24 protein-coding genes and 1 tRNA gene are annotated in these 23,103 nt (G+C 53.8%); 14 read left to right on the top strand and 11 right to left on the bottom strand.

Annotated features, from left to right (window positions below; genetic code table 11):
* Window positions 1-2 precede the first annotated feature (2 nt).
* The 4 genes from ACJ8QF_RS04535 to ACJ8QF_RS04520 all read right to left on the bottom strand — a co-directional run bounded on the left by ACJ8QF_RS04535 (window position 3) and on the right by ACJ8QF_RS04520 (window position 2,690).
* Entirely contained in the window at window positions 3-698 is a 696-nt protein-coding gene (locus ACJ8QF_RS04535) for a fimbrial biogenesis chaperone (RefSeq protein ID WP_275095691.1), read from the bottom strand.
* Window positions 699-746: 48 nt separating this feature from the next.
* Window positions 747-1,343: a fimbrial protein gene (locus ACJ8QF_RS04530; protein ID WP_422067152.1), complete on the bottom strand. Its 597-nt coding sequence runs from the start codon at window positions 1,341-1,343 to the stop codon at window positions 747-749.
* 818 nt (window positions 1,344-2,161) lie between these two features.
* The gene (locus tag ACJ8QF_RS04525) at window positions 2,162-2,374 is read right to left on the bottom strand and encodes a hypothetical protein (protein WP_275095689.1); all 213 of its coding nucleotides are present in this window, start codon (window positions 2,372-2,374) and stop codon (window positions 2,162-2,164) included.
* A gap of 228 nt (window positions 2,375-2,602) precedes the next feature.
* A tRNA-Ser gene (locus ACJ8QF_RS04520) sits at window positions 2,603-2,690 on the bottom strand.
* A gap of 225 nt (window positions 2,691-2,915) precedes the next feature.
* On the opposite strand from ACJ8QF_RS04520, the gene yccA reads away from it, so the two are divergent.
* Both yccA and tusE read left to right on the top strand, forming a co-directional pair.
* Window positions 2,916-3,575, top strand: coding sequence for an FtsH protease modulator YccA (gene yccA / locus ACJ8QF_RS04515; RefSeq protein ID WP_280630690.1), 660 nt, complete (start codon window positions 2,916-2,918; stop codon window positions 3,573-3,575).
* Between the two features lie 111 nt (window positions 3,576-3,686).
* Window positions 3,687-4,016, top strand: coding sequence for a sulfurtransferase TusE (gene tusE / locus ACJ8QF_RS04510; protein ID WP_004928095.1), 330 nt, complete (start codon window positions 3,687-3,689; stop codon window positions 4,014-4,016).
* A gap of 34 nt (window positions 4,017-4,050) precedes the next feature.
* On the opposite strand, the gene yccX is transcribed toward tusE, so the two are convergent.
* The 3 genes from yccX to ACJ8QF_RS04495 all read right to left on the bottom strand — a co-directional run bounded on the left by yccX (window position 4,051) and on the right by ACJ8QF_RS04495 (window position 6,198).
* Window positions 4,051-4,329, bottom strand: a complete 279-nt coding sequence (gene yccX / locus ACJ8QF_RS04505) for an acylphosphatase (protein ID WP_004928098.1) — start codon at window positions 4,327-4,329, stop codon at window positions 4,051-4,053.
* A 158-nt stretch (window positions 4,330-4,487) separates the two neighbouring features.
* Entirely contained in the window at window positions 4,488-5,450 is a 963-nt protein-coding gene (locus tag ACJ8QF_RS04500; RefSeq protein WP_280630691.1) for an acyltransferase family protein, read from the bottom strand.
* A 370-nt stretch (window positions 5,451-5,820) separates the two neighbouring features.
* Entirely contained in the window at window positions 5,821-6,198 is a 378-nt protein-coding gene (locus ACJ8QF_RS04495; protein WP_280630692.1) for a hypothetical protein, read from the bottom strand.
* 379 nt (window positions 6,199-6,577) lie between these two features.
* Here ACJ8QF_RS04495 and rlmI point away from each other — a divergent pair, with 379 nt between their 5' ends.
* Together rlmI and hspQ are read left to right on the top strand one after the other, a co-directional pair.
* Window positions 6,578-7,762, top strand: a complete 1,185-nt coding sequence (gene rlmI / locus ACJ8QF_RS04490; RefSeq protein ID WP_280630693.1) for a 23S rRNA (cytosine(1962)-C(5))-methyltransferase RlmI — start codon at window positions 6,578-6,580, stop codon at window positions 7,760-7,762.
* A 60-nt stretch (window positions 7,763-7,822) separates the two neighbouring features.
* Window positions 7,823-8,140 (top strand): heat shock protein HspQ, encoded by a 318-nt coding sequence (hspQ, locus tag ACJ8QF_RS04485; RefSeq protein WP_004928104.1) that lies wholly within the window; start codon window positions 7,823-7,825, stop codon window positions 8,138-8,140.
* A 60-nt stretch (window positions 8,141-8,200) separates the two neighbouring features.
* Here the strand turns inward: hspQ and ACJ8QF_RS04480 are convergent, their stop codons facing one another.
* Window positions 8,201-8,614, bottom strand: coding sequence for a CoA-binding protein (locus ACJ8QF_RS04480; protein WP_280630694.1), 414 nt, complete (start codon window positions 8,612-8,614; stop codon window positions 8,201-8,203).
* A 256-nt stretch (window positions 8,615-8,870) separates the two neighbouring features.
* Between ACJ8QF_RS04480 and ACJ8QF_RS04475 the strand changes: the two genes are divergently transcribed.
* Both ACJ8QF_RS04475 and ACJ8QF_RS04470 read left to right on the top strand, forming a co-directional pair.
* Window positions 8,871-9,536: a DUF2057 family protein gene (locus ACJ8QF_RS04475; protein WP_121976526.1), complete on the top strand. Its 666-nt coding sequence runs from the start codon at window positions 8,871-8,873 to the stop codon at window positions 9,534-9,536.
* Window positions 9,537-9,660: 124 nt separating this feature from the next.
* Window positions 9,661-10,119, top strand: coding sequence for a methylglyoxal synthase (locus tag ACJ8QF_RS04470; protein ID WP_004928114.1), 459 nt, complete (start codon window positions 9,661-9,663; stop codon window positions 10,117-10,119).
* A 32-nt stretch (window positions 10,120-10,151) separates the two neighbouring features.
* Here ACJ8QF_RS04470 and helD read toward each other — a convergent pair whose 3' ends face one another.
* Window positions 10,152-12,206 carry a DNA helicase IV gene (gene helD, locus ACJ8QF_RS04465; RefSeq protein ID WP_280630695.1) on the bottom strand — a complete coding sequence of 685 codons (2,055 nt, stop codon included), beginning with the start codon at window positions 12,204-12,206 and terminating at the stop codon, window positions 10,152-10,154.
* Between the two features lie 166 nt (window positions 12,207-12,372).
* Here helD and ACJ8QF_RS04460 point away from each other — a divergent pair, with 166 nt between their 5' ends.
* Window positions 12,373-12,825 carry a YccF domain-containing protein gene (locus tag ACJ8QF_RS04460; protein WP_004928120.1) on the top strand — a complete coding sequence of 151 codons (453 nt, stop codon included), beginning with the start codon at window positions 12,373-12,375 and terminating at the stop codon, window positions 12,823-12,825.
* Between the two features lie 26 nt (window positions 12,826-12,851).
* Window positions 12,852-14,987, top strand: coding sequence for a YccS family putative transporter (yccS, locus tag ACJ8QF_RS04455; protein ID WP_197752813.1), 2,136 nt, complete (start codon window positions 12,852-12,854; stop codon window positions 14,985-14,987).
* Between the two features lie 4 nt (window positions 14,988-14,991).
* On the opposite strand, the gene ACJ8QF_RS04450 is transcribed toward yccS, so the two are convergent.
* The gene (locus ACJ8QF_RS04450; RefSeq protein ID WP_171453721.1) at window positions 14,992-15,648 is read right to left on the bottom strand and encodes a TfoX/Sxy family DNA transformation protein; all 657 of its coding nucleotides are present in this window, start codon (window positions 15,646-15,648) and stop codon (window positions 14,992-14,994) included.
* A gap of 229 nt (window positions 15,649-15,877) precedes the next feature.
* On the opposite strand from ACJ8QF_RS04450, the gene sulA reads away from it, so the two are divergent.
* Both sulA and ompA read left to right on the top strand, forming a co-directional pair.
* Window positions 15,878-16,384: an SOS-induced cell division inhibitor SulA gene (gene sulA, locus ACJ8QF_RS04445; protein ID WP_442537299.1), complete on the top strand. Its 507-nt coding sequence runs from the start codon at window positions 15,878-15,880 to the stop codon at window positions 16,382-16,384.
* A 356-nt stretch (window positions 16,385-16,740) separates the two neighbouring features.
* The gene (gene ompA / locus ACJ8QF_RS04440; protein ID WP_004928134.1) at window positions 16,741-17,820 is read left to right on the top strand and encodes a porin OmpA; all 1,080 of its coding nucleotides are present in this window, start codon (window positions 16,741-16,743) and stop codon (window positions 17,818-17,820) included.
* 102 nt (window positions 17,821-17,922) lie between these two features.
* Here the strand turns inward: ompA and matP are convergent, their stop codons facing one another.
* On the bottom strand, window positions 17,923-18,381 hold the full coding sequence (gene matP, locus ACJ8QF_RS04435) for a macrodomain Ter protein MatP (protein ID WP_004928138.1): 459 nt from the start codon (window positions 18,379-18,381) through the stop codon (window positions 17,923-17,925).
* Between the two features lie 210 nt (window positions 18,382-18,591).
* On the opposite strand from matP, the gene ACJ8QF_RS04430 reads away from it, so the two are divergent.
* From ACJ8QF_RS04430 to fabF, 4 genes are all read left to right on the top strand, one after another.
* Window positions 18,592-20,340, top strand: a complete 1,749-nt coding sequence (locus tag ACJ8QF_RS04430; protein ID WP_033633428.1) for an AAA family ATPase — start codon at window positions 18,592-18,594, stop codon at window positions 20,338-20,340.
* Window positions 20,341-20,408: 68 nt separating this feature from the next.
* Window positions 20,409-20,927, top strand: coding sequence for a bifunctional 3-hydroxydecanoyl-ACP dehydratase/trans-2-decenoyl-ACP isomerase (gene fabA, locus ACJ8QF_RS04425; protein ID WP_004928144.1), 519 nt, complete (start codon window positions 20,409-20,411; stop codon window positions 20,925-20,927).
* Window positions 20,928-21,252: 325 nt separating this feature from the next.
* Window positions 21,253-21,780, top strand: coding sequence for a winged helix-turn-helix transcriptional regulator (locus ACJ8QF_RS04420; protein ID WP_033645457.1), 528 nt, complete (start codon window positions 21,253-21,255; stop codon window positions 21,778-21,780).
* Window positions 21,777-23,054 (top strand): beta-ketoacyl-ACP synthase II, encoded by a 1,278-nt coding sequence (gene fabF, locus ACJ8QF_RS04415; RefSeq protein ID WP_004928148.1) that lies wholly within the window; start codon window positions 21,777-21,779, stop codon window positions 23,052-23,054. Before ACJ8QF_RS04420 ends, fabF begins: the two co-directional genes overlap by 4 nt.
* Window positions 23,055-23,103: the final 49 nt, after the last annotated feature.

Here is a 23,103-nt window from a genome sequence, read left to right as displayed (position 1 = left end):
CGTTAGCGGGCAGTAATGGCTTTAGATTTATAAGCCCCCAGGTCGTCGATATACAGCAGGGTATAAGGGACGTTTCGGCTCACTCCAGACTTCGTCGCGGCAAATAGGCTGGAAAATGGCGCGACCATCACTGAATCGACCAACAGGTTTTTCTTGCCTTTCTGGTCAACATTGGCCAACGTAAAAAAATAAGGGCTTTTGTTGATAACCTTAAATCCCGCTCCTGCCGCCTGTAACTCAATAAAATCCGTTATGGCATTAGCGTTGCTGCTTAATCCTGCCGGACGATAAAATAGCTTGATACGCGACTTTATGGCCAACTGCAGCGTATTGACACCCTGCAAATTCTCCGGCGTGGGTGGAATATCTAACACATTCAAATAAAATACAGACTCACGATCGCCAGGAAGCGCGGCACCCATTTTCTGTATGCGCAATTGCTGTCCATTATTTCCAGCCACTTTCACCACCGGTGGCGATAACAAGAACGGTACGTTTGCCGTCTCAGGCGTCGAGTTTATATCACCGTCATCAATCCATGCCTGCACGAGCGCCGGATCGTTACCGTTGTTCACCAACTGAACGATAACATCTTTGTTTTTTGCGGGATAAATAACACGCGTTCCATTAATTACAATATTGGCATCGGCGAAAAAGCTGCTGAAAAATAGCCCAACAAAGATTAAGCATTGTTTCATAGTCACCTCAGAAGCCAGGCCTCTGGCACAGGCCTGGCTTAATTGCGATTACAGGTAAGAAATGGTGTAAGTCACGTTGGAGCTCAATTCCCCTACTTTCGCGGCAGTCACATTGGTCTTGTAGTAGTAGGCATCCAACGTCAGCGTTTCTGCATCAGGTGCCGTTTTATCGCCTTTGATCTTGGTGAGATAAGGCACATTCAGTGGAATCGGCGTGGATGAACCCGGCTCAGCCAAAGAGAAACCGACGTTTTTTGCTACGGCGGCGTCGCTTTCATTAACAGAGCTGTTTAACAGATATTTTCCGTCGGTAGAGATATTATTCGCCGAAGAGAAGTAGATCTTCAACGGTGTGCCGGCCGTTCCCGCAGCCGGCGTGCAACCGGAAAACGTCAGCGAGAAAGATTTCTTGTTTTTGGTGATTGGCCCAACGACGGTGCCCGCATCAGTGACGGAAATTGGGCTGAGCGCAACGGTAAAGTCAGCGCTTTTTCCACCGTTGATGGTACAAGTGGTATCCGTAACGGCACCGCTAAACGAAATAACGCCACCGGCAGAATTATCTGCCGCCGTTACGCTCACAGAAGTTAACGCGGCAGCCAATACCGCCAAAGAGATACCTTGCTTAATCATAATAAACTCCATTACTTTCTTCGCTGAAAGAGCATATATAAAACGACCTATACCATTAAACCGTTCAGAGGCTAACGAAGCTTAGACAATAGCAGAGCATTGACAGCATCCTGCCATCTCAAAGTTTATATTTGAAGGTATATGTTTATATATATCCAAGTGTATTTGAAAATATATCCAGCAATGGGAAAAATCTCATTCACCGCCAGATGCAGAACATATTAATTCCAAAGGCAAAAAGATTGCAACATCGAATCAAATAATTTTCATAACAATAAAAAAATGAATCAGGCAATAGATGGTAAGCGACGCATCATAAAAGAGTGGGCCTGGTATGCAGGCTTGCTACTCAGGTTAAATGAGCATGCCCATTTCTGCATGAAGTATGATGTGGGATAAAAACGAAAAACCATTGAAAATAAAAAGAAAAATACACAGGTAAAAATCTTAAATTTCTTAATTAGCCCTCTTAGCGCCCACGTAGGGTTAGCTTATTTCCACCTTAAAAATTATCTAGCCTACCGATATAGGAGTAGAACAGAAACGCGATGCCAACTACGTTTGGATATCTATACATATCAAAAACAGCCTCCATTAATTTCATCCATCAACCAATGAGGTTAAACGTGCCAGACTAGAATATATCTTTTTTTATAAATACAAAGCCATCTTTGGGGTATATTTTTTAATATACCGAGAGATAAATCATTCTAATAAATCGCTACAGGGGCTGATCACGCTAGGGGGAGAAAAATGCAGAAAGAGAAATAGCAGGAATAAAAAACCCGAACGCACCGGCTCGGGTTTATAGCAGGGCAGACATTCGACGATCAGATCTGTTTTTCAGTCCGGACGATGCCGTGATTCTTCATCACCTCTTCCATCGTAAGGCTATCGTCATACGGCTTATCGTCCACCACGACGTCTTGCGGGCGCACATAAGGTTTGGTCGCGCGTTTGAACATCCACCACCATACGAACACCAGGAAAGCGCCGGACTTCAAAAAGATCATGGTCCATAAGGCGACTTGATACCAGTTCATCTCTGTCTCCATAAGAGCATTAAGCGAAATTGATAAGGCGGCGTTGCTTGTCGCAGCGGTAACGCCTGGCAACAGCAGGCATCCGAGCGGCCGGCCTTGATAGGTGCATAATCTCACCGACGCATGGCCCTTATCAATAGCCGATCGCGTTTCCTGCAAAAGCGCCCCGGTTTATCCGCACGCAAAAGCAAAAAACCCCGTGCTCAGAGAGCACGGGGTCAGAATGTATGGCGGAGGAGCAGAGATTCGAACTCTGGAACGGTTTCCCGTCGACGGTTTTCAAGACCGTTGCCTTCAGCCACTCGGCCACCCCTCCGCAACGACGCGCACTATAAACAGACCTTATTCGCTTGTAAAGCCCGAACGCGTTCAACCGCGCGAAAAATCGCCACAGGCAAAGCAAGCGGCGATCAAACGAACACCCACCCCGCTGTTGCCATAATGATAACTAAGGGTAAAGATTGGTAAACAAACTTTAATCAAGCCCTTGCGCTGCCTATCATCGGGATTATTTTGTGATGGCCTGATAAGAGAGAGCATTATGGACCGCATTGTCGTCTCATCTTCTTCGCGCGACTCGCTGCTCAGCACGCATAAAGTCCTGCGCAACACCTATTTCCTGTTATCCCTGACCCTGGCTTTCTCAGCCCTGACCGCGACCGCCAGTACAATGTTGGGTCTGCCTGCACCAGGCTTGCTGCTGATGCTGGTCGGTTTCTACGGCCTGATGTTCCTGACCCATAAACTGGCCAACAGCCCGGCGGGCATTCTGGCGGCTTTCGCGCTGACCGGTTTCATGGGATACGCCCTCGGCCCGATCCTCAGTTCGTTCCTGAACGCCGGCGCGGGCGATCTGATCATGCTGGCGCTGGGCGGCACCGCCGCAGTGTTCTTCTGCTGCTCGGCGTATGTGCTGACTACCCGTAAAGACATGTCGTTCCTGTCCGGCATGATGATGGCCGGTTTTGTGTTGCTGCTGGTGGCGGTGATCGCCAACCTGTTCCTGCAGATCCCTGCTCTGCACCTGGCTATCAGCGCGCTGTTCATCCTGTTCTCCGCCGGCGCGATCCTGTGGGAAACCAGCAACATCATTCACGGCGGCGAGACCAACTACATTCGCGCCACCGTTAGCCTGTACGTGTCGCTCTACAACATGTTCATCAGCCTGTTGAGCATTCTGGGCTTCGCCCGCAGCAACTGATCGCGCGTTACGCATGCCTTCCAGGCCCCGCTCCGGCGGGGCTTTGTTTTTGGCGGCCGAAAAAATTTGCTAAACTGGCGGCCGTTCCGAATTATCCGTTATCGAGGCAGTATGTTGGAGTTTGAAGGTCAGGTTATCGACACTGACGCGCAGGGCTATCTGAAAAACAGCGCCGACTGGCATGAGGGCCTGGCGCCGCTGCTGGCCGCGCAGGAAGAAATCGTGCTCACCGAAGCACACTGGGAAGTGGTGCGCTTCGTGCGCGACTTCTATCAGGAATTCAATACTTCGCCGGCTATTCGCATGCTGGTCAAGGCCATGGCACAGAAATACGGTGAGGAAAAAGGCAATAGCCGTTACCTGTATCGCCTGTTCCCGAAAGGGCCGGCCAAACAAGCCACCAAGATAGCCGGGTTGCCGAAGCCGGTGAAATGCATCTGACTGCACAGCCTGCAGCGCAGCTGCAGGCGAGCATTCAATAGCGAATGCCAAACCCGGCGTAATCAGCCACCCCCTGCGGCTCCACCAGCACGCGTTCAACGCGCGCGCTGCGCGGACCGCCCTGTTTCAACCACTCCACCAGCTTATCCACCTGCGCCTGTGTGCCGCAGGCCACCACCTGAACGCTGCCGTCATCGAGATTGCGCGCATAGCCGGTCACCCCCAACGCCTCAGCCTGCCGCTGAGTGGAATAGCGGAACCCTACCCCCTGCACCACGCCATACACATACGCAGCAATGCAAACTTGTGTCATAATCGCCCCCCTGTTGTCTTGTCTAAAGAATAAGGATGTATTGAGTATAGAAACTCAATCAAAAGATAAAGAGACGGGGAGCCATAGGACAACAATTTGTCTAATGGAGGCTTACGTAAAAAGCAGACGGCCGAGTCCCCTCGGCCGGGACAGACGTTCTATTTTTCGGCGGATAGCCAGTTGGCCCTTTCCCCGTAAAAGAAAGAGTCGATAAATCTGCTTTTGCCACGCAAACGGATAAATATGATGATCAGAGCGAAAATAATGGCCGTTACGCTGAGATAAAAACCTGACGTATCCTTATCGACCATTGCTCCGACAAGCAAAATGGGTAACACATGCCAAAGATAAATAGGCAGAGATACCTGCCCCATTTTTACCACTAAGCCCTCAATTCTTAACTTCAGGCGCTTACACAAACTCAGCATCAACAACAACAGCGCAGCATTAAATGCAAACCATGAGGCGGCATCCAGCAGTGCCCCGCTCGGTTCATAATACCCTAATATACCTACGGCCAACGCGATAGCGAACAATGCCAGCGGATTACCGTAAAAATTCTTATCCCCCACCAGGAAGCCTAATAAAAAGAAGGAGTAGTAATAATAGAAACGCTTATCACCAATGAATTTCAGCCAGGCATATTGGTTTTCCAGCGTGTCGGCGTAACAGTACCAGACAATAGACAATATGGCGGAAATGAACAGAAAGAAACCGAGTAAGAAATTACTCTTGTAAATGACCATAGTATATAGCACAAATATGATCACTGCTGGGATATACCAAAGATGATAGTAGGGGTAGAGAAATAGACCGATGAGTTGCTTTAAGCCTACTTCTTCTGAGGAGTAGAGAGAATAAACACTGTAAACAACGAACGCCAACACATAAGGAATTATCATTCGCCACTGATACTTTTTCAGCACGCTAATTACGCCGCCATCAAGAAAATAGCGCCGAACAAAATAGCCCGTCACCCCTAGAAAAAGCGGCATATGGAAATAATATATTGCCCCACGTAAACCAACATCAGCACTGCCAGGCAATACATGTCCCACGATGACGAGCAAGATAAGCAACCCTTTCAAAAAATCAAACGATAAGCTTCTTTCTTTAGTCATTTAAGAAAAATCCTAACATCTAAACAATAAACATCAGGTGCTCAATAACAGATTAAGTTAAGATTTTTGTCAATGCGAAAAAACCTAAAAATCACAAAAAACTTACAAAAAACTTACAAACCGTCACCCGAAGGATAGGCTTTCCTCCGTGAGGCAAACGACAGCCTGAAGTCAATTAACACGACAACAAAACGATAATAATCAATTAATTAACAAATCACCTCCCTTGAATGATGGGCTCTGCTTGCTCACAAGAAAGCGCACCGTCGACCCGCCGTCGCTGTTACACTTACGGTCGAACAACCAAGCGGCAGCGCTATTCCTATTTCGAGTAAAGCCATCTGCTCCATTGACGATTATATTAGAGGCGTCAATGATTTTTTTTCAAATTATCGAGGGATGATGTAACATCAGAAAAATCAACCAACTTGCGAACGACTTTCGTTTTAAAACGATCATCATATTCAACCCGAGCATTTTTTACCTTTAATAACCTATCAATCATTTTGTCCGCTTGCTCGCCGTCGAATCCAAAATAACGGTTACCGTAAAATCGCTCGCCGTTAATCAACACAGCACCTGAGTTTGGGTTAGCAGTGGGTGGAAATGAAATTTTATAATGCCCGGCCTGAACCGAAATCTTTAATACTCCATCACTTATAGCGTTTTCATCACCATAAAAAACCCACTCGTTAGCTAATACTGTGTTAGTCGTCATAAAAAAAATTAAAAACAAAAAAATCCTCACTGGTGCACTCCCTTCAATTCATATCTTAAAAACAATCAGCAACACTCTTAATTAAAATAAAACATTACTATTCAGCCTTATTTCCTATAAAGCATAATGCCTCAGACGAATATCGGCGCCTACAGGTAACGAGGCGCCTTCACACGCTAATCGACGTGCGTTCATCTCTACCTCGCTATAATACACCTATTTAAGCTGTCATTTCTTCAGTTTGAAGGCTGCACTTTCTCTCTGTTCGGTGTGACGTCAGCAGAGATAACGCGATACAATCCGAGCCAACGCGGTAGTGAACACCGTAAGATTCAGCTATGATGACGAACTTATTTTGGCAATTCTTCAAACCCGCCAATTAACCCATTGAATAAAAAGTAGTTTAACCATGCGCTTACATCTCGCCAAAGGACGTGAAAAGTCCTTACTCCGTCGCCACCCTTGGGTGTTCTCCGGCGCCGTTCAACGTGTTGAGGGTAAAGCCCTCTCCGGTGAAACCATCGATATCCTCGACAGCCAGGGCAAGTGGCTGGCGCGCGGCGCCTATTCGCCCGCGTCGCAGATCCGCGCACGCGTCTGGACTTTCCAACAGGATGAAGAGATTAACATCGATTTCTTCATTCGCCGCCTGCAGCAAGCGCAAAGCTGGCGTGATTGGGTCGCGCAGCGTGACGGTCTGGACGGATACCGCCTGATCGCCGGCGAGTCCGACGGCCTGCCGGGCATCACTATCGATCGCTTCCAGAATTTCCTGGTGCTGCAGCTGCTGTCCGCCGGTGCCGAATACCAGCGCCCGGCCCTGCTTTCCGCCCTGCAGCATTGCTACCCGGAATGTTCGATTTACGATCGCTCCGACGTTGCGGTGCGTAAAAAAGAAGGCCTGCCGCTGGCGCAGGGTCCGGTGCTGGGCGATCTGCCGCCGGAACTCCTGCCTATTACCGAGCACGGCATGAAGCTGCTGGTGGACATTCAGCAAGGGCACAAGACCGGTTTCTACCTCGACCAACGCGACAGCCGCCTGGCGGCGCGGAACTACTCTGCCGGCCGCCGAGTGCTGAACTGCTTCTCCTACACTGGCGCCTTCGCCGTTTCCGCTCTGATGGGCGGTTCCGCGCAGGTGATCAGCGTGGATACCTCGCAGGCGGCGCTGGACATCGCCAAACAGAACGTCGAACTCAACAAGCTTGACCTGAACAAGGCGGAGTTCGTTCGCGATGACGTGTTCCAGCTGCTGCGCAACTACCGCGCTCAAGGCGAAAAATTCGATCTGATCATCATGGATCCGCCTAAGTTCGTCGAGAACAAGAATCAGCTGGCCAGCGCCTGCCGCGGCTACAAAGACATCAACATGCTGGCGCTGCAGTTGCTGAATCCAGGCGGCATTCTGCTCAGCTTCTCCTGCTCCGGCCTGATGCCGACCGACCTGTTCCAGAAAATTTTGGCCGATGCCGCTGTAGATGCCGGACGTGATGTACAATTTATAGAGCAGTTCCGCCAGGCTGCCGATCACCCGGTGATCGCCACGTATCCTGAAGGGCTGTATCTGAAAGGCTTCGCTTGTCGGGTGATGTAACTTGAAATGCGCTGCCTTGCCCCCATATATGAGCAAGGCATTGTTTCTCAGGAGGTCATCATGATTGCCAGCAAATTCGGTATCGGACAACAGGTTAGGCATAAACTGCTGGGGTATTTGGGGGTCGTTATCGATATCGATCCGGAATACTCTTTAGAACAACCCAAAGCTGACGAGATAGCGGCGAACGACGAATTGCGTTCCGCCCCTTGGTACCACGTGGTGATGGAAGACGAGGAAGGCCAACCGGTGCACACCTATCTGGCGGAAGCGCAGCTGGACGGTGAGCCCCAGGAAGCACATCCCGAGCAACCATCGCTGGATGAACTGGCGGAATCCATCCGTCACCAGTTACAGGCGCCACGTTTGCGCAATTGACCGCGCCAAGACCTGAGAAACCCCGAGAGGGCCCGGCATCGCGCCAGGCCCTTTTTTTATTTAGCGCTCCAGCCCTAAACGCGGGATTTCTATTTTTGGGCAGCGATCCATCACCACGCGCAGCCCAGCCTGTTGCGCCAGCGCTGCCGCCTGATCGTTGATCACCCCTATCTGCAACCACAGCGCCCTGGCGCCGATCGCTATCGCCTCTTGCACCACGCCGTAAGCCGCCTCCGAATTGCGAAACACGTCAACCATATCCACCGGCTGTGGGATAGCGGCCAGCGTAGGGTAAACCTGCTGCCCCAGCAGCGTCTGCCCCGCCAGTTTTGGGCTGACCGGTATCACCTGATACCCTTGTGCCAACAGATATGCCATCACACCATAGCTGGGCCGCGACGGGTTATCGCTGGCGCCGACCAGCGCGATGGTTTTCACCTGCTGCAACAGCTCAACAATCTCTTGATCTTGCATCTTCAACTCCCGTTTATCACTGCGTCACTTTCCATTTCGAGTGTAACCGATCGGCATTCGCTCGGTTAAACGCTAATGCGAAGGAAACTTCACCGCAATCTTATGGTCAGAGGCTGTCGCGGTTCAGCTGCGCACGGTCATGTCTAATCGCGATAAAATATGTAAAAATGTAAACAAAATACCCGATTGAAAAATTTTGACACAACCTATGCCGTGTTCAACACTTAGAGCTACGTCACTTTATAAGGAGATAATGATGAAATTTGGTCTGGTGGTTGCGGCGTTGCTCAGCATCAGTATGCCTGCCGCGGCTACGACCCTGAAACTCTCCCCGGACATCGACCTGCTGGTGGTCGACGGCAAGAAAATGACAGGTTCGTTGTTAAAAGGTGCCGACAGCCTTGAACTGGATGGCGGGCAGCACCAGTTGCTGTTTAAAGTGACCAAAACCGTACGTTCCGGCCAGCATACACAGGCCTATACCTCCCTGCCGCTGGTTGCCAGCTTCAATACGCAAAAGATCAGCCAAGTGGCGATCGAACTGCCGCGCATCGAGAACGATCGTGATGCGCAACGCTTTGACAGAACGTTAAATTATCTGGTGGTCGATAAAGACGGCAACGCCTTGCCATTCCGGCATGATGCGCTGCATCCCGACAGCGTCACCTTCAATACCGATTTGGAAAAGGTGATGACCGATTACAACCGCCAGAACCGCCCAGCCTCCGTTCCGACCTTTGTGCAGGCGAACGCAGGCAATCCCTCACCCCCCGCGTTGGCCGGCGCACCGCTGAATGCCCCGACGGTGACGTTGAAAGGTGAAAACGTGTCGGAACAGATGTTGCAATACTGGTTCCAACAGGCCGACAAGGAAACACAGAAGCGCTTCCTGCGCTGGGCCAATAAACAACCGATTCGCTGATCCCTCCCGGCGTCTTTCCCCGCAAAGGCGCCTTTTCTTCGCATTTTCAGGCGCAAACGCTAGGCAGTGAAAAACAGTTTCAGTAATCTGTCGCACATCCCCCTGATTAGCGAAGGACACCGAGATGGAATTGACTACCCGCACTATCGCCGCGCGCAAACACATTGCGCTGGTGGCGCACGATCACCGCAAACAGGCCCTGTTGGAGTGGGTAGAAAGCCACAAGACTATTCTGTCGCAGCATCAGCTGTACGCCACCGGTACGACCGGCAACCTGATACAGCGCGCCAGCGGCATTCCCGTCACCAGCATGCTGAGTGGCCCGATGGGCGGCGATCAGCAGGTTGGCGCACTGATTGCGGAAGGCAAGATAGACATGCTGATCTTCTTCTGGGATCCGTTGAACGCGGTGCCGCACGATCCGGACGTGAAGGCGCTGCTACGGCTGGCGACCGTGTGGAATATTCCGGTGGCCACCAACCGCTCGACCGCGGACTTTCTGATCGACTCTCCGCTGTTCAAAAGCGAGGTGGAGATCGCTATCCCCGACTATCAGCGCTACCTGCAAGACCGCCTGAAGTAGTCCTCAGGGCCTGGCTGCCGCCAGGCCCGAGCTTACGGTTTTTTCTGCACCGGTACGCCAAGATCCTGCAGGTGTTCAACGAATACCGAAGGGTGCTCACGATCCTGCAACAACCATACCTGATGTTTAGCGCGAGTTAACGCGACATACAGCAGACGGCGTTCTTCGGCATCCGGGAAATCCTCCGGCCGTGGCAGTAGCACCTCTTCCAACACCGACTCGCGCGCCACGGCGGGGAAACCGTCACGCCCCTCATGCAAACCGGCAATGATGACGTATTCCGCCTGCTGCCCCTTGCTGGCGTGGATGGTCATAAACTCCAGATTCAGTTTAGGCCAGCGGGTGGCCGCTTTCGCCAACGCTTCCGGTTTCAGATGATGGTAACGCGCCAGCACCAGGATGCGTTCATCCGGCTTGGCGTAGCCGCTCAGCTTGTCCAGTAAGGGTTCCAACTGCTCGTGCGGCAGGATCGCCACCGACTTTTTATTGCCCTTGCTCAGGCTGTTGAGCGGTTTTTTCAGCTGGTGCGGATTCTGCTGCACGAACCGGTTGGCCACCTCGCCGATACGTTCGTTGAAGCGATAAGTCGTGTCCAGCGCGCACTGCGCCCCTTCGCCGAAGTGGGTGGCAAAAGCCGTGGTTAACGTCAACTCTGCGCCACTGAAGCGATAAATCGCCTGCCAGTCATCCCCCACCGCAAACAGGCTGGTCTGCTTGTTCTGTCGGCGCAATGCCGCCAGCAATAACGCACGCTGCGGTGAGATATCCTGAAATTCGTCGACCAGAATATGTTTCCACGGGCTGACGAAGCGCCCCTTGTCGAGAATGTTGACTGCCTGATGGATCAGGCCGGAGAAGTCCACCGCCCCTTCCTCTTTCAAGGCGCTTTTCCAGGCTTTCAGCAGCGGCGCCATCAGCCGGATGCGTTTCGAAAACAGATCGCGGATGTCTTCATCCGCCTGCTCAATCATTTCCGCCTGGCTGCCGCCGTGCATGCGCATCAACCCCAGCCATCGCTCGAGCCGGCCCGCCAGCCGATCCGCGAGGCGTTTATCCTGCCAGAAGTCGCCTTCCGGCACTTCCCATTCCAGCTCCTCAGTCAACCATTGACGCCACCCCTTGGCCTGGGCTTTCTTCTCCGCGCACTGTTGGCGCCAATGGGTAATCAGTAGCGCTTTGCGCGCTTTGGCATCGGTTTCCAACCGGCTGATGGCCGGCGCTTTGCGGCTGCCTTGTTGAATGATTTGCAGCGCCAAGGCATGGAAGGTCTTGGCCTGAATACCGACATCGCCCAAACGTTCTGTGATGCGGTCGTTCATCTCGCCGGCGGCCTGGCGGCCGAACGCCAACAGCAAGATTTGCCCCGGCTCCGCCTCCTGACGGCGCAGCAGCCAGCCGGCGCGCGCCACCAGCACCGACGTTTTGCCGCTGCCGGCGCCGGCCAACACCAGCACGGAATCCTCGCCATTGACCACCGCGCGGCTCTGGGCGTCGTTGAGCGGCGAGCTCTCGACGGTCTGGAAGAAGTCGTGATGTTGCTCCAGCATGCGATCGGTCCACTGCCGGTTGCGTTGTTCAACGCTGCGTTGCCCCTGCTGCAGCCATTGCAGACACAGATGGTAATCGGCCCGGCAGTTATCGAATTCATCCAGGCGCGCTACCGGCATCGGCAGCGCGGAGAAAGCCTCACGAATTTGCTGCTGCAGCTTGCCCAGCTCAGACTTTTTGAACCATTTATCTTGCTGCTCAATGCGCTGAATCTGCGCCACCTGCTGTTGCAGCACGCCGGCGCTGACCTCACTCATTTCGGCGCTCCAGTGCTGCCACGCCTGCTGCAGATAGTGATAAAAACGCTGCGTTTCCTGCCATTCGGTACCGTGCAGCCGCACCACTTTTTCGTCCGGCAATTCAAATTCCAGCTCGCCCCAGACGATGCCGCGCTTGCACCTGACCTGAATCAGTTGATTGAAGGGGATCAGGTATTCATGTTTTTCCCCGCTCACCTCAACGCCGGCGTGCAGCAACCGCACGCGGTTATAAGGGTGCTGAGCCAGGTGTTTCCCCAGCGATGTCGCTTTAAGTTCCATATCGTCGCGCCATGACTATGTTGAGAGTAAATAACGGATATCTGCCAGTTTACCTGCGATAAGCAGTGGCACTCTAGCGCTAAAAAAAGGGTAGAATAGATTTTGCGTTTTTATCGTGAATACGCCCGCATCGCGGTTTGGCTATCATTAGAGCAGAATGACGTCTATGCGTACTGTACTGAATATTCTTAATTTTGTGTTGGGCGGTTTCTTCACCACGCTAGGCTGGCTCATTGCGACAGTGTTCAGCGTGCTGCTGGTCATCACGCTGCCGCTCACTCGCTCCTGCTGGGAAATCACCAAGCTGTCGCTGGTGCCGTTCGGCAACGAGGCAATACATGTCGATGAACTGTACCCGGAGAAAAGCAATGCGCTGCTCTCCGCCGGCGGCTCCCTGCTCAACATTATCTGGCTGGTGCTGTTCGGCTGGTGGCTGTGCCTGTCACACATCGCCGCCGGTATCGTGCAATGCGTTTCAATCATCGGCATTCCGGTCGGTATCGCCAATTTCAAAATAGCCGCCATCGCGCTGTGGCCGGTGGGGCGCCGCGTCGTCTCGGTAGAAATGGCTCAGCAAGCGCGTATTGAGAATGCTCGCCGCCACTATCATCAGCGTTAATTTTTTCTCCGTTTGAGGAGTTTTTTGTGCTCTCTTTTGCACCCGCAGTACGTCGTTATACCTACAACAGCAATCTGCTGTACCACCTGCGCATTCTTATTGCGCTGATCGGCACCACCGCCGTTCCCTGGTGGCTGGGCATTCCCAAGCTGACTATCCCGCTGACGCTGGGCGTGGTGGCAGCGGCACTGACCGATTTGGACGACCGCCTGGCCGGCAGGTTACGCAACCTGCTGATCACGCTGGTGTGCTTCTTTGTCGCCTCCGCTTCAATCGAGCTGCTGTTTCCCTATCCCTGGTTGTTCGCCCTTGGCTTAACCACCTCAACCTGCGGTTTTATCCTGCTGGGCGCCTTAGGGCAACGTTACGCCACCATCGCCTTCGGCGCGCTGCTGATCGCGGTTTACACCATGCTCGGCACCGCCATGTACGATGCCTGGTATCAGCAACCGCTGCTGCTGGTGATCGGCGCGCTGTGGTATAACCTGCTGACGCTGGCGGGCCACCTGCTGTTCCCTATCCGGCCGCTGCAAGAGAACCTGGCGCGCTGCTACGAGCAGCTGGCCAACTATCTGGATGCCAAGGCCAACCTGTTCGATCCCGACGCCGAACGCGACGCCGACCTGCCATGGATGGATGTCGCGATGGCCAACAGCGCGTTGGTCGCGTTGCTGAACCAGACCAAAGCCTCGCTGCTGACGCGCCTGAAAGGCGATCGCGGCCAACGCGGCACCCGCCGCACCTTGCACTACTATTTTGTCGCGCAGGATATCCACGAACGCGCCAGCTCTTCCCATGTTCAGTACCACGCGCTCAGCCGGCAATTCCGTCACAGCGATATTTTATTCCGCTTCCAGCGTTTGCTGAGCATGCAGGCGCGCGCCTGCCGCCAACTGGCACAATCGATCCTGCTGCGGCAAAAATACCAGCACAACCCGCGTTTTGAGCCAGCCTTCAGCCGCATTCAGGAGGCCTTGGCACGCATAGCCGAAACCCAGGGCAATTCAGAGCAAACCAAAGCGCTGGCGCACCTGCTGAAAAACCTGCATGCGATCGATGCGCAGCTGGCCAATATCGAGTCAGAGCAAACGCTGGCCAGCGGGCAGGCGGAAGAGAACAGCCTGGCCGACGATCGCTTAACCGGCTGGAGCGACATCCGACTGCGCATCAGCCGCCATTTGACGCCGCAGTCGGCCCTGTTCCGCCATGCGATCCGCATGTCGGTAGTGCTGTGCGTGGGTTACGCCTTCATCCAGTTCACCGGCATGCAACACGGTTACTGGATCCTGTTGACCAGCCTGTTCGTCTGCCAACCGAACTACAACGCAACCCGCCGGCGCCTGGCGCTGCGCATCATCGGCACTCTGGCCGGTATCCTGATCGGCCTGCCAATCCTCTATTTCGTGCCTTCCGTGGAAGGACAACTGGTGTTGATCGTCATCACCGGTGTCCTGTTCTTCGCTTTTCGCACCGTGCAGTATGCCCATGCAACGATGTTCATTACGCTGCTTGTGTTGCTGTGCTTTAACCTGTTGGGTGAAGGTTTCGAAGTAGCAGCCCCGCGCGTTTACGATACCTTGTTGGGTTGCGCCATCGCCTGGGCGGCGGTCAGCTTTATCTGGCCGGACTGGAAGTTCCGCCAACTGCCGGCGATAGTGGATAAAACGCTGAATGCCAACTGTCGCTATCTGGACGCCATTCTGGTGCAATATCATCAGGGTAAGGATAACGGGCTCGCTTACCGCATCGCGCGGCGAGATGCCCACAACAGCGATGCAGAACTGGCTTCGGTCATCTCCAACATGTCCGCCGATCCCAAGGCCGACAAGGCGTTGCAAGAAGCCGCCTTCCGTCTGCTCTGCCTGAACCACACTCTCCTGAGTTATATCTCGGCGTTGGGGGCGCACCGCGAGCGGTTGAATACCCCTGCCACACTCGATCTGCTCAATGATGCCGTGTGTTACGTGGACGGCGCCTTGCATCAGGAAGAACGGAACAGCCAGCGTATTGCGCAAGCGCTGGAACAGCTGGCGGAGCGCATTCGCACAGCCGTTCCAGAACCTGAAAGCAAAGAACAGTTGGTCTTGCAGCAGGTGGGGCTAATGCTCGAGCTGCTGCCGGAACTCACCGCACTCCATACCCAAATCAATAAGGCAACCTAATTATTCAGGGCCCGCTTGATGGGCCCTGAACTACTGGCTCATGCCCATAGCGGCGCATAGCCATCGTATGATCGAACCAGCGCACCAGTTCGTTACGCAATTCGGTCGGCAATGCCGCCTGATGATAACCGGCTATCGCGCCGCCCAGCGACAGCAGCACGCGCAGACCCAGATTGGTCTGCTGTTGCAGCAGGCGAAGATAGCTACGTTTAGCGCCATGCAGCCTCAGGTCATAGGCATTGCGAATACCCGCTCGCCATAGCAAGCGCTCCATGTTGACATCTATATTTGGCAACGCCTTCAATCTGCCGTGATCGCCAGCCTTGAGCCGCTGCTCCCGGCGTGCTTCCCTGATCGCCTGCCAGGCCAGCCCTACCAGCTCGTTGCGTTCCCGCCACAGCGACTCGTCAACCCAGTAATAGCGCAAGGTGATGGGCACACCGCGCTTGGAATAGACCATATTGACCATGCCCCGGGCACGAAAGGCCGGTTCCATGCTCGCCGTAGCCCGCAAGTACAATTCACCTTCAGCTACCACCGCAAACATTACCCCTTCAGCCAGCAGCCCATAGCCGCCAAACTGTGATCGTGTTGTGATGGCGCCCAGCGCCGCAAAGCAATTTTTAGCCTGCGCGATTCTTCTCGTCGACATCCTTTTCATAGCGTTCCTCCTTTTTAGGTTCTGGCCGTATTATTTCTCTCATCAATGAAAAAAGTAACGTGAACAACTAATTAGAAAAATACGCACTATCCGCCCGCCTGCCAATCACAAAAACCGTCGGTACAAAAAATGATCGCAATTATGCGAGCCATTACGAAAATTTGGGTTGATCTTATCCTAAATCAGGGATACTGTATAAACATACAGTAACACGACGGGCGGGAACTTTATGCGTACTCAATCACTCTACCAACCTCATTTCGGCCATGGCTCTTATACAACGCGCAATGTTGCGAAGAACACGGATATCGGCAAAGAGAATGGCTTGATCAGTGAACTTGTTTACAACGAGTGCCAGCCCGCAGTGGCTCAATTACTGTTGCCCCTGCTGCTGCAATTGGGCAAGCAGTCTCGCTGGCTTCTGTGGCTGACGCCGCAGCAAAAATTAAGCAAGCAATGGCTGCAGCAATCCGGTCTGCCTGTAGATAAAATGGTGCAATTGAGCCAGATCAGCCCGGTGAATACGGTTGAGGCGATGGAAAAAGCGCTGCAAACGGGAAATTACAGCGTGGTTCTCGGCTGGTTGCCCGAGCTAACGGAGGAGGATCGTCTAAAATTAAGACGTGCGGCAGAATTGGGTAATGCCTATGGGTTTATCATGCGCCCTCAACGTGACATTAGCCCGACTCACGGACACTGTTCCACCCTAAAAATTCACTCTTCTTTGTATCATTAAGTAAATTTAGGATTTTTCCCATCATTTTCGCACCCCCTAAGCGGAACCTTTGTGGGGGAAGGCAAAAAGCGAGTCCGGCTGCGGTTTGGCAGGCAAAAACGCTCGATGAATCGCCGCTTTTTTAGGCTAAGAATGTTAGCAAATATGTACGATTCCGCGTTTTTTTTTAGAGCCTTATCACATCACACTTGTAACTTTCGCGCCACGTTGTAGACTTTACATCGCCAAGGTTGCTCTATAACGTCAGAAAAACTGGCGAGTAACAAACGAGGGCTTAAACCTTGGCGAAGGAATTTAACCAAGGGCTTAAACAGCTTTAAAGCTCATTGCCTATTTGGATGATAACGAGGCGCAAAATGAAAAAGACAGCTATCGCATTAGCAGTGGCACTGGCAGGTTTCGCTACCGTAGCGCAAGCCGCTCCAAAAGATAACACCTGGTACACCGGTGCTAAACTGGGCTGGTCCCAGTACCATGACGTTGGCTTCTACGGCAACGGTTACCAGAACGGTATCGGCAACGGCCCAACCCATAAAGATCAGCTGGGTGCCGGCGCGTTCCTGGGCTACCAGGCAAACCAATACCTGGGCTTCGAGCTGGGCTATGACTGGCTCGGCCGCATGCCTTACAAAGGCAGCGTGAACAACGGTGCTTTCAAAGCGCAGGGCGTTCAACTGGCCGCTAAACTGAGCTACCCAATTGCTGACGATCTGGACATCTACACTCGTCTGGGTGGTATGGTATGGCGTGCAGACTCCAAAGCTAACTACGGCCGTACTGGTCAGCGTCTGAGCGACCACGACACCGGCGTTTCTCCGCTGGCTGCTGTTGGTGTTGAATACGCACTGACCAAAAACTGGGCTACCCGCCTGGATTACCAGTTCGTAAGCAACATCGGTGACGCAGGTACCGTTGGCGCACGTCCAGACAACACCATGCTGAGCCTGGGCGTTTCTTACCGCTTCGGTCAGGATGACGTAGTTGCTCCAGCACCAGCTCCGGCTCCAGCTCCAGTTGTTGAAACCAAGCGTTTCACTCTGAAGTCTGACGTGCTGTTCAACTTCAACAAATCTACTCTGAAAGCAGAAGGCCAGCAGGCTCTGGATCAGCTGTACACCCAGCTGAGCTCCATGGATCCTAAAGACGGCTCCGTAGTTGTTCTGGGTTACACCGACGCCGTTGGTTCTGACCAGTACAACCAGAAACTGTCTGAACAACGCGCACAGAGCGTTGTTGACTACCTGGTCTCCAAAGGCATCCCGTCAGACAAAATCTCTGCACGTGGTATGGGTGAAGCAGATGCAGTTACAGGCAACACCTGTGGCTACAAATCTGGCCGCGCTACCAAAGCTCAGATCGCTTGCCTGGCACCAGATCGTCGCGTAGAGATCGAAGTTAAAGGTATCAAAGACGTTGTAACTCAGCCTCAGGGCTAAGTTTACTCGCCTAATAAAAAACCCCGCCAATGCGGGGTTTTTTTTCGTCCTCTTGTTGCCAGAACATTCAATGCCTGGCGCCATAGAGACGTTCTCACGCGCTTACTTGGGATCTTTGCCAAGAATCGCCTTCAAGTCTTCTTTCAACGACGACATCTGGTTCGCATACTTTTCTTTGCGTTCAGCGTCTTCGATAAGCTGCACGACGGTTTCCGACAGCGTAACGCCACGGCGGCGCGCCAGGGCAGCCAATCGTTGCCAAACCAAAAACTCCAGATCGATAGATTTTTTACGCGTATGCTGATGTTCTGCGTTAAAATGACGTTTGCGGCGGGCGCGGATCGTTTGTTTCATCCGGTTATCCAGTTCCGGATTCATATGAGCGGCAATCCATGCAAGTACCTTTACCGGCTCATTTTCCAGCTTCAGCAGCTCGTTAACCGCCTCCTGAGCAGCGCTGTTTTCAATGTAGCGGGTAATGAGTTCCCCTTCCCGATGCTTTTTCACCAGGTACTTCCATTTCCAACCGCTCTCCAAATTTTCCAGTTGCTGATATTTCATCTTGAGCTCTTCAGTGACCGCGTAACTTCAAATAAGCATAACAGCTTTGCGCCGAATTTCCCCGGCAATTAAACCGTCTTTTAGACTGTTTTTTGCACAGTCACCGCGCGATGTCAAACTCCCTGATGCCAACTGGCACTCCACATGTATCAAGCCGCCGTTATTCTTGTATAATCGCCCTTTCCCTTTTTAACGATTGCATCTAACACTTTGACCAATAACCGACTTGAATGGCAATCTTTATTGCCGGACGTAACGCCTTATCAGGCGATATTTGATACCGCCGCTCAGTTGGCACCCGTGCCCTTTTCCGCCATTCAGCCTCGGCTGGAAAATGCCCTGACGCTATTTTGCCACCCCCAATCGCCACCGCGTTTCATGCTGTTGAAAGCGCAAGAAACGCGAGAGTATCTGGAACTGATCGCTCACGCCGTCAAACCACTGCTGCCGAAAAATACGGCATGCCGCGGCAGCCATTATGTCATTCAGGATGGCAAGGTCAGCGTCGAGCCAGCCAGCCGTGGCGATGAACCTTTTGCCGCCGGCGGCGCTTGTCTGTTCCAGGAGTGGATTGAACCGGAACAGCTGTTTGGCTGCGTACGGATCCACAATGGCGACATTACCCTGCAGCCGGGTCTGGTGCACCAGGCCAACGGCGGCATTCTGATTCTGTCGGCGCGAGCGCTGCTTGCTCAGCCGTTGCTGTGGCTGCGGCTGAAGCAAATGATCGGCCAGCGCCAGTTCCACTGGGTTTCGCCTGACGAAACCCGCCCGCTGCCGGTAGCCATTCCACCGATGCCGCTGGATCTGCGGCTGATTGTAGTCGGCGACCGTCACGGCCTGGCCGATTTTCACGATATCGAGCCGGAACTGAGTGAACAAGCGATCTACGGTGAATTCGAAGACGATCTGCAGCTGACTGAAGTTGATGATATGGCGCAGTGGTGCGGTTACGTCAACGGCGTGATTGCCGACCAGCAATTGCCGATGCTGGCGAACGACGCCTGGCCGCCGCTGATCGTCCAGGCGGTGCGTTACAGTGGCGATCAGGGCATTCTGCCACTCTCGCCGGTTTGGCTTGGCCAGCAGCTATCCGAAGCCGCACTGTATGCCGAAGAAGATCGCATTACGGCCAAAGCGTTCGAGGCGGCGTTAAATGCCCGAGAATGGCGCGAAAGCTATCTGGCCGAGCGTATGCAGGATGAGATTGAGTTGGGTCAGATCCTGATTGAGACCGAGGGTGAAGTGGTCGGACAGATCAACGGTCTGTCAGTCCTGGATTATCCCGGTCATCCACGCAGCTTTGGCGAACCGTCACGGATCAGTTGCGTTGTGCATCTCGGCGACGGCGAGTTCACCGACGTCGAGCGCAAAGCCGAACTGGGCGGCAACCTGCACGCTAAAGGCATGATGATCATGCAGGCGTTTCTGATCGCCGAACTGGATCTTGATCAGCAGCTGCCCTTCTCCGCTTCCATCGTCTTTGAACAATCTTATGGTGAAGTGGACGGTGACAGCGCCTCGCTGGCTGAGCTATGCGCATTGGTCAGCGCCCTGTCACAGCAACCGATCACCCAGCAGATCGCCGTCACCGGCTCCGTCGACCAATTCGGCAACGTACAGCCGATAGGTGGCGTTAACGAAAAGATCGAAGGTTTCTTCGAGGTTTGCGTACGCCGCGGCCTGACGGGCAAGCAGGGTGTCGTATTGCCCGTGACCAACGTGCGCCATCTGTGTCTGCGTCAAGATATCGTCGACGCGGTGCGCGAGGGGCAGTTCCATCTGTGGGCGGTAGAGAGCGCGGCGGAAGCCTTGCCTTTGCTCACAGGTTGCCTCTACTCTGACGAACAACAGCCGAATTTGTTGGCGGCCATTCAGGAACGGATTGCGCAGGTGAGCCTGCAGGAACGCCGTCGTCCGTGGCCGCTGCGCTGGCTCAACTGGTTCAACCACGGCTGATCGGACTTGTTCAGCGTACACGTGTTAGCTAACCTGCGTCCTTCATTAAAATAAGGCTTACTGAGAACATGGTAGATAAACGCGATTCCTATACGAAAGAAGACCTCGAAGCATCCGGCCGTGGCGAGCTGTTCGGCGCCGGTGGCCCACCGTTGCCGGCAGGTAACATGTTGATGATGGACCGCGTGGTCAAGATGACCGAAGACGGCGGGACTCACAACAAAGGTTATGTGGAAGCGGAGCTGGATATTAATCCGGACCTATGGTTCTTCGGTTGCCACTTTATCGGCGACCCGGTCATGCCTGGCTGTCTGGGCCTGGATGCGATGTGGCAGTTGGTCGGTTTCTACCTCGGTTGGCTGGGTGGCGAAGGCAAAGGCCGCGCGCTGGGCGTTGGTGAAGTCAAGTTTACCGGCCAGGTGCTGCCAACCGCGAAAAAAGTGACCTACCGTATTAACTTCAAACGCGTCATCACCCGTAAGCTGATCATGGGCGTCGCCGATGGCGAAGTGCTGGTTGACGGCGAAGTGATCTATACCGCCACCGATCTGAAAGTGGGTCTGTTCAAGGATACCACAGCGTTCTAATCACGCAGACGAGAGGGCGGCCATTGTCTTCTGTGCTAATGCTCTTCGCATGCCATCACGCCCAGCGTGATGGCATTTCTTTCTCTTATCGTTTAAAGACTACCTACCTCCTTTAATCGCCCGCTACCGAACCGATTTATCCCTCCCGTCTCTACCCTTTTCCTACCCGAAACGGTCAAAGCCACAGGCCAATTTGAGCGCCCCCCTCCCACAGCCAGCTATCGACACGATAGCGTTTTTTGCATCCGGTTATTTTCTTGCCCCTTAAAATCACCTAGTATAGCCATCCAAGTAACTACAATAAATGTACCAACTAAGGGCCGATATGCAAAAAACCCGCTTTAGCGATGCACCTTGCCCCGTCGCACGTTCATTAGATCGTGTCGGAGAATGGTGGAGCATCCTGATCCTGCGTGATGCCTTTCAGGGGTTATCCAAATTCGACGAATTCCAACAAAGTCTGGGGATGTCACCAACTCTCCTGGCCCGGCGACTGAAGGATTTGGTAGCCCACGGCATTCTGCATAAGCAACGTTATCAAACGCGGCCGGTTCGCTATCAGTATCTGCTCACCGAACGCGGCAACGATTTTCTCCCCGTGCTGGCAGCTCTCTCAGAATGGGGCAATCGCCATTTGATCGACGGTGACATTAGCGCCTTGTTAGTCGACGGCCGCACCGATCGGCCGATCCAGGTCCAATTGGTCAATGTCGATACCCAACAGCAGGTGCCGCCGCAGTTTATTACGTTGGCACCAGGGCCTGCGGCAAATGAAGGCATACATCAACGCGCCGCACTGATGCGGCAACGGCGCCTCGCCGATTTATCCGAACTTACCAAGGAGTCGTCATGAGCAATCGTCGTATCGTTATTACCGGCATGGGCGCCGTTTCACCGTTAGGGTGCGGCGTGGAGACCATCTGGCAACGTTTGTTAAAAGGAGAGTCCGGCATTCGGGCTTTGCCTGACGAGATCGTTGCAGATTTACCGATCAAGGTCGGAGGTCAGGTTCCGGCGCTGGCGCAGGATGCTGAAGCGGGCTTCAACCCCGACGCTGCCGTCGCCCCCAAGGACCAAAAGAAAATGGATCGCTTTATCCTGTTTGCCATGGCGGCGGCGGATGAAGCCGTTCGTCAGGCCGGCTGGATAGCCGATACGGAGGAAAAACAAGAGCGCACCGCCACCGTCATCGCCTCGGGCATTGGCGGCTTCCCGGCGATTGCCCAGGCGGTACGCACCACCGACAACCGCGGCGCCAAGCGCCTGTCGCCCTTCACCATCCCCTCTTTCCTGGTCAATCTGGCGGCCGGCCATGTTTCCATCAAGCATCACTTCAAAGGCCCGATTGGCGCACCGGTCACCGCCTGTGCGGCCGGCGTGCAAGCCATTGGCGACGCTGTGCGTCTGATCCGCAATGATGAGGCCGATATCGCGCTGTGCGGCGGTACCGAAGCCGCTATCGACACCGTCAGCCTGGGCGGATTCGCCGCCGCGCGCGCTATGTCCACCGCACCGGCCGAGTTGGCAAGGCAGGCTTCCCGGCCTTTCGACAGTGCACGGGACGGATTTGTCATGGGGGAAGGTGCCGGCATGCTGGTGATTGAAACGCTGGAACACGCGCGGGCGCGCGGTGCCACACCGCTCGCGGAAATCGTCGGTTATGGCACCAGCGCCGACGCCTACCACATGACCTCCGGTGCCGAAGACGGCAACGGTGCTTATCGGGCGATGAAAATCGCGTTGAAGCAGGCGAACGTCGCCCCAGAAGAGGTCCAGCATTTAAACGCACACGCGACCTCAACGCCTGTGGGCGATCTAGGCGAAATCAATGCCATCAAACACCTGTTTGGCACGACAGGGAGCATCGCGGTAACCTCGACAAAATCCGCCACCGGGCACCTGCTCGGCGCCGCCGGGGGGCTGGAAACCATCTTTACCGCCTTGGCGCTGCGCGATCAGATCGCCCCCGCGACGCTGAATCTGGACAATCCCGATCCGGCGGCGGCAGGTTTACACCTGGTCGCGAAACGGGCTGAATCGATGAATATGACCTACGCCTTATCAAACGGCTTCGGCTTTGGCGGCGTGAATGCGAGTATTCTACTGAAACGCTGGCAGGACGAGTAAACGGCACAAACAAAAACCTCCGCCAAGGGCGGAGGTTATTCCTTTTATT

Source organism: Serratia sp. CY81684 (assembly GCF_052166595.1).
GTDB lineage: Bacteria > Pseudomonadota > Gammaproteobacteria > Enterobacterales > Enterobacteriaceae > Serratia > Serratia nematodiphila.
Note: the sequence above shows the minus strand (reverse complement) of the source record. Positions and strands in the feature narration are given on the sequence as shown.

What these genes read in the sequence shown, in the direction of transcription:
- ACJ8QF_RS04535 (WP_275095691.1), bottom strand. Translation starts at nt 698, where the DNA reads ATGAAACAATGCTTAATCTTTGTTGGGCTATTTTTCAGCAGCTTTTTC.
- ompA (WP_004928134.1), top strand. Translation starts at nt 16,741, where the DNA reads ATGAAAAAGACAGCTATCGCATTAGCAGTGGCACTGGCAGGTTTCGCT.
- tusE (WP_004928095.1), top strand. Translation starts at nt 3,687, where the DNA reads ATGTTGGAGTTTGAAGGTCAGGTTATCGACACTGACGCGCAGGGCTAT.
- ACJ8QF_RS04500 (WP_280630691.1), bottom strand. Translation starts at nt 5,450, where the DNA reads ATGACTAAAGAAAGAAGCTTATCGTTTGATTTTTTGAAAGGGTTGCTT.
- ACJ8QF_RS04525 (WP_275095689.1), bottom strand. Translation starts at nt 2,374, where the DNA reads ATGAACTGGTATCAAGTCGCCTTATGGACCATGATCTTTTTGAAGTCC.
- ACJ8QF_RS04420 (WP_033645457.1), top strand. Translation starts at nt 21,253, where the DNA reads ATGCAAAAAACCCGCTTTAGCGATGCACCTTGCCCCGTCGCACGTTCA.
- yccA (WP_280630690.1), top strand. Translation starts at nt 2,916, where the DNA reads ATGGACCGCATTGTCGTCTCATCTTCTTCGCGCGACTCGCTGCTCAGC.
- hspQ (WP_004928104.1), top strand. Translation starts at nt 7,823, where the DNA reads ATGATTGCCAGCAAATTCGGTATCGGACAACAGGTTAGGCATAAACTG.
- rlmI (WP_280630693.1), top strand. Translation starts at nt 6,578, where the DNA reads ATGCGCTTACATCTCGCCAAAGGACGTGAAAAGTCCTTACTCCGTCGC.
- ACJ8QF_RS04470 (WP_004928114.1), top strand. Translation starts at nt 9,661, where the DNA reads ATGGAATTGACTACCCGCACTATCGCCGCGCGCAAACACATTGCGCTG.
- fabA (WP_004928144.1), top strand. Translation starts at nt 20,409, where the DNA reads ATGGTAGATAAACGCGATTCCTATACGAAAGAAGACCTCGAAGCATCC.
- matP (WP_004928138.1), bottom strand. Translation starts at nt 18,381, where the DNA reads ATGAAATATCAGCAACTGGAAAATTTGGAGAGCGGTTGGAAATGGAAG.
- ACJ8QF_RS04460 (WP_004928120.1), top strand. Translation starts at nt 12,373, where the DNA reads ATGCGTACTGTACTGAATATTCTTAATTTTGTGTTGGGCGGTTTCTTC.
- yccX (WP_004928098.1), bottom strand. Translation starts at nt 4,329, where the DNA reads ATGACACAAGTTTGCATTGCTGCGTATGTGTATGGCGTGGTGCAGGGG.
- helD (WP_280630695.1), bottom strand. Translation starts at nt 12,206, where the DNA reads ATGGAACTTAAAGCGACATCGCTGGGGAAACACCTGGCTCAGCACCCT.
- ACJ8QF_RS04530 (WP_422067152.1), bottom strand. Translation starts at nt 1,343, where the DNA reads ATGGAGTTTATTATGATTAAGCAAGGTATCTCTTTGGCGGTATTGGCT.
- sulA (WP_442537299.1), top strand. Translation starts at nt 15,878, where the DNA reads ATGCGTACTCAATCACTCTACCAACCTCATTTCGGCCATGGCTCTTAT.
- fabF (WP_004928148.1), top strand. Translation starts at nt 21,777, where the DNA reads ATGAGCAATCGTCGTATCGTTATTACCGGCATGGGCGCCGTTTCACCG.
- ACJ8QF_RS04450 (WP_171453721.1), bottom strand. Translation starts at nt 15,648, where the DNA reads ATGAAAAGGATGTCGACGAGAAGAATCGCGCAGGCTAAAAATTGCTTT.
- ACJ8QF_RS04475 (WP_121976526.1), top strand. Translation starts at nt 8,871, where the DNA reads ATGAAATTTGGTCTGGTGGTTGCGGCGTTGCTCAGCATCAGTATGCCT.
- ACJ8QF_RS04480 (WP_280630694.1), bottom strand. Translation starts at nt 8,614, where the DNA reads ATGCAAGATCAAGAGATTGTTGAGCTGTTGCAGCAGGTGAAAACCATC.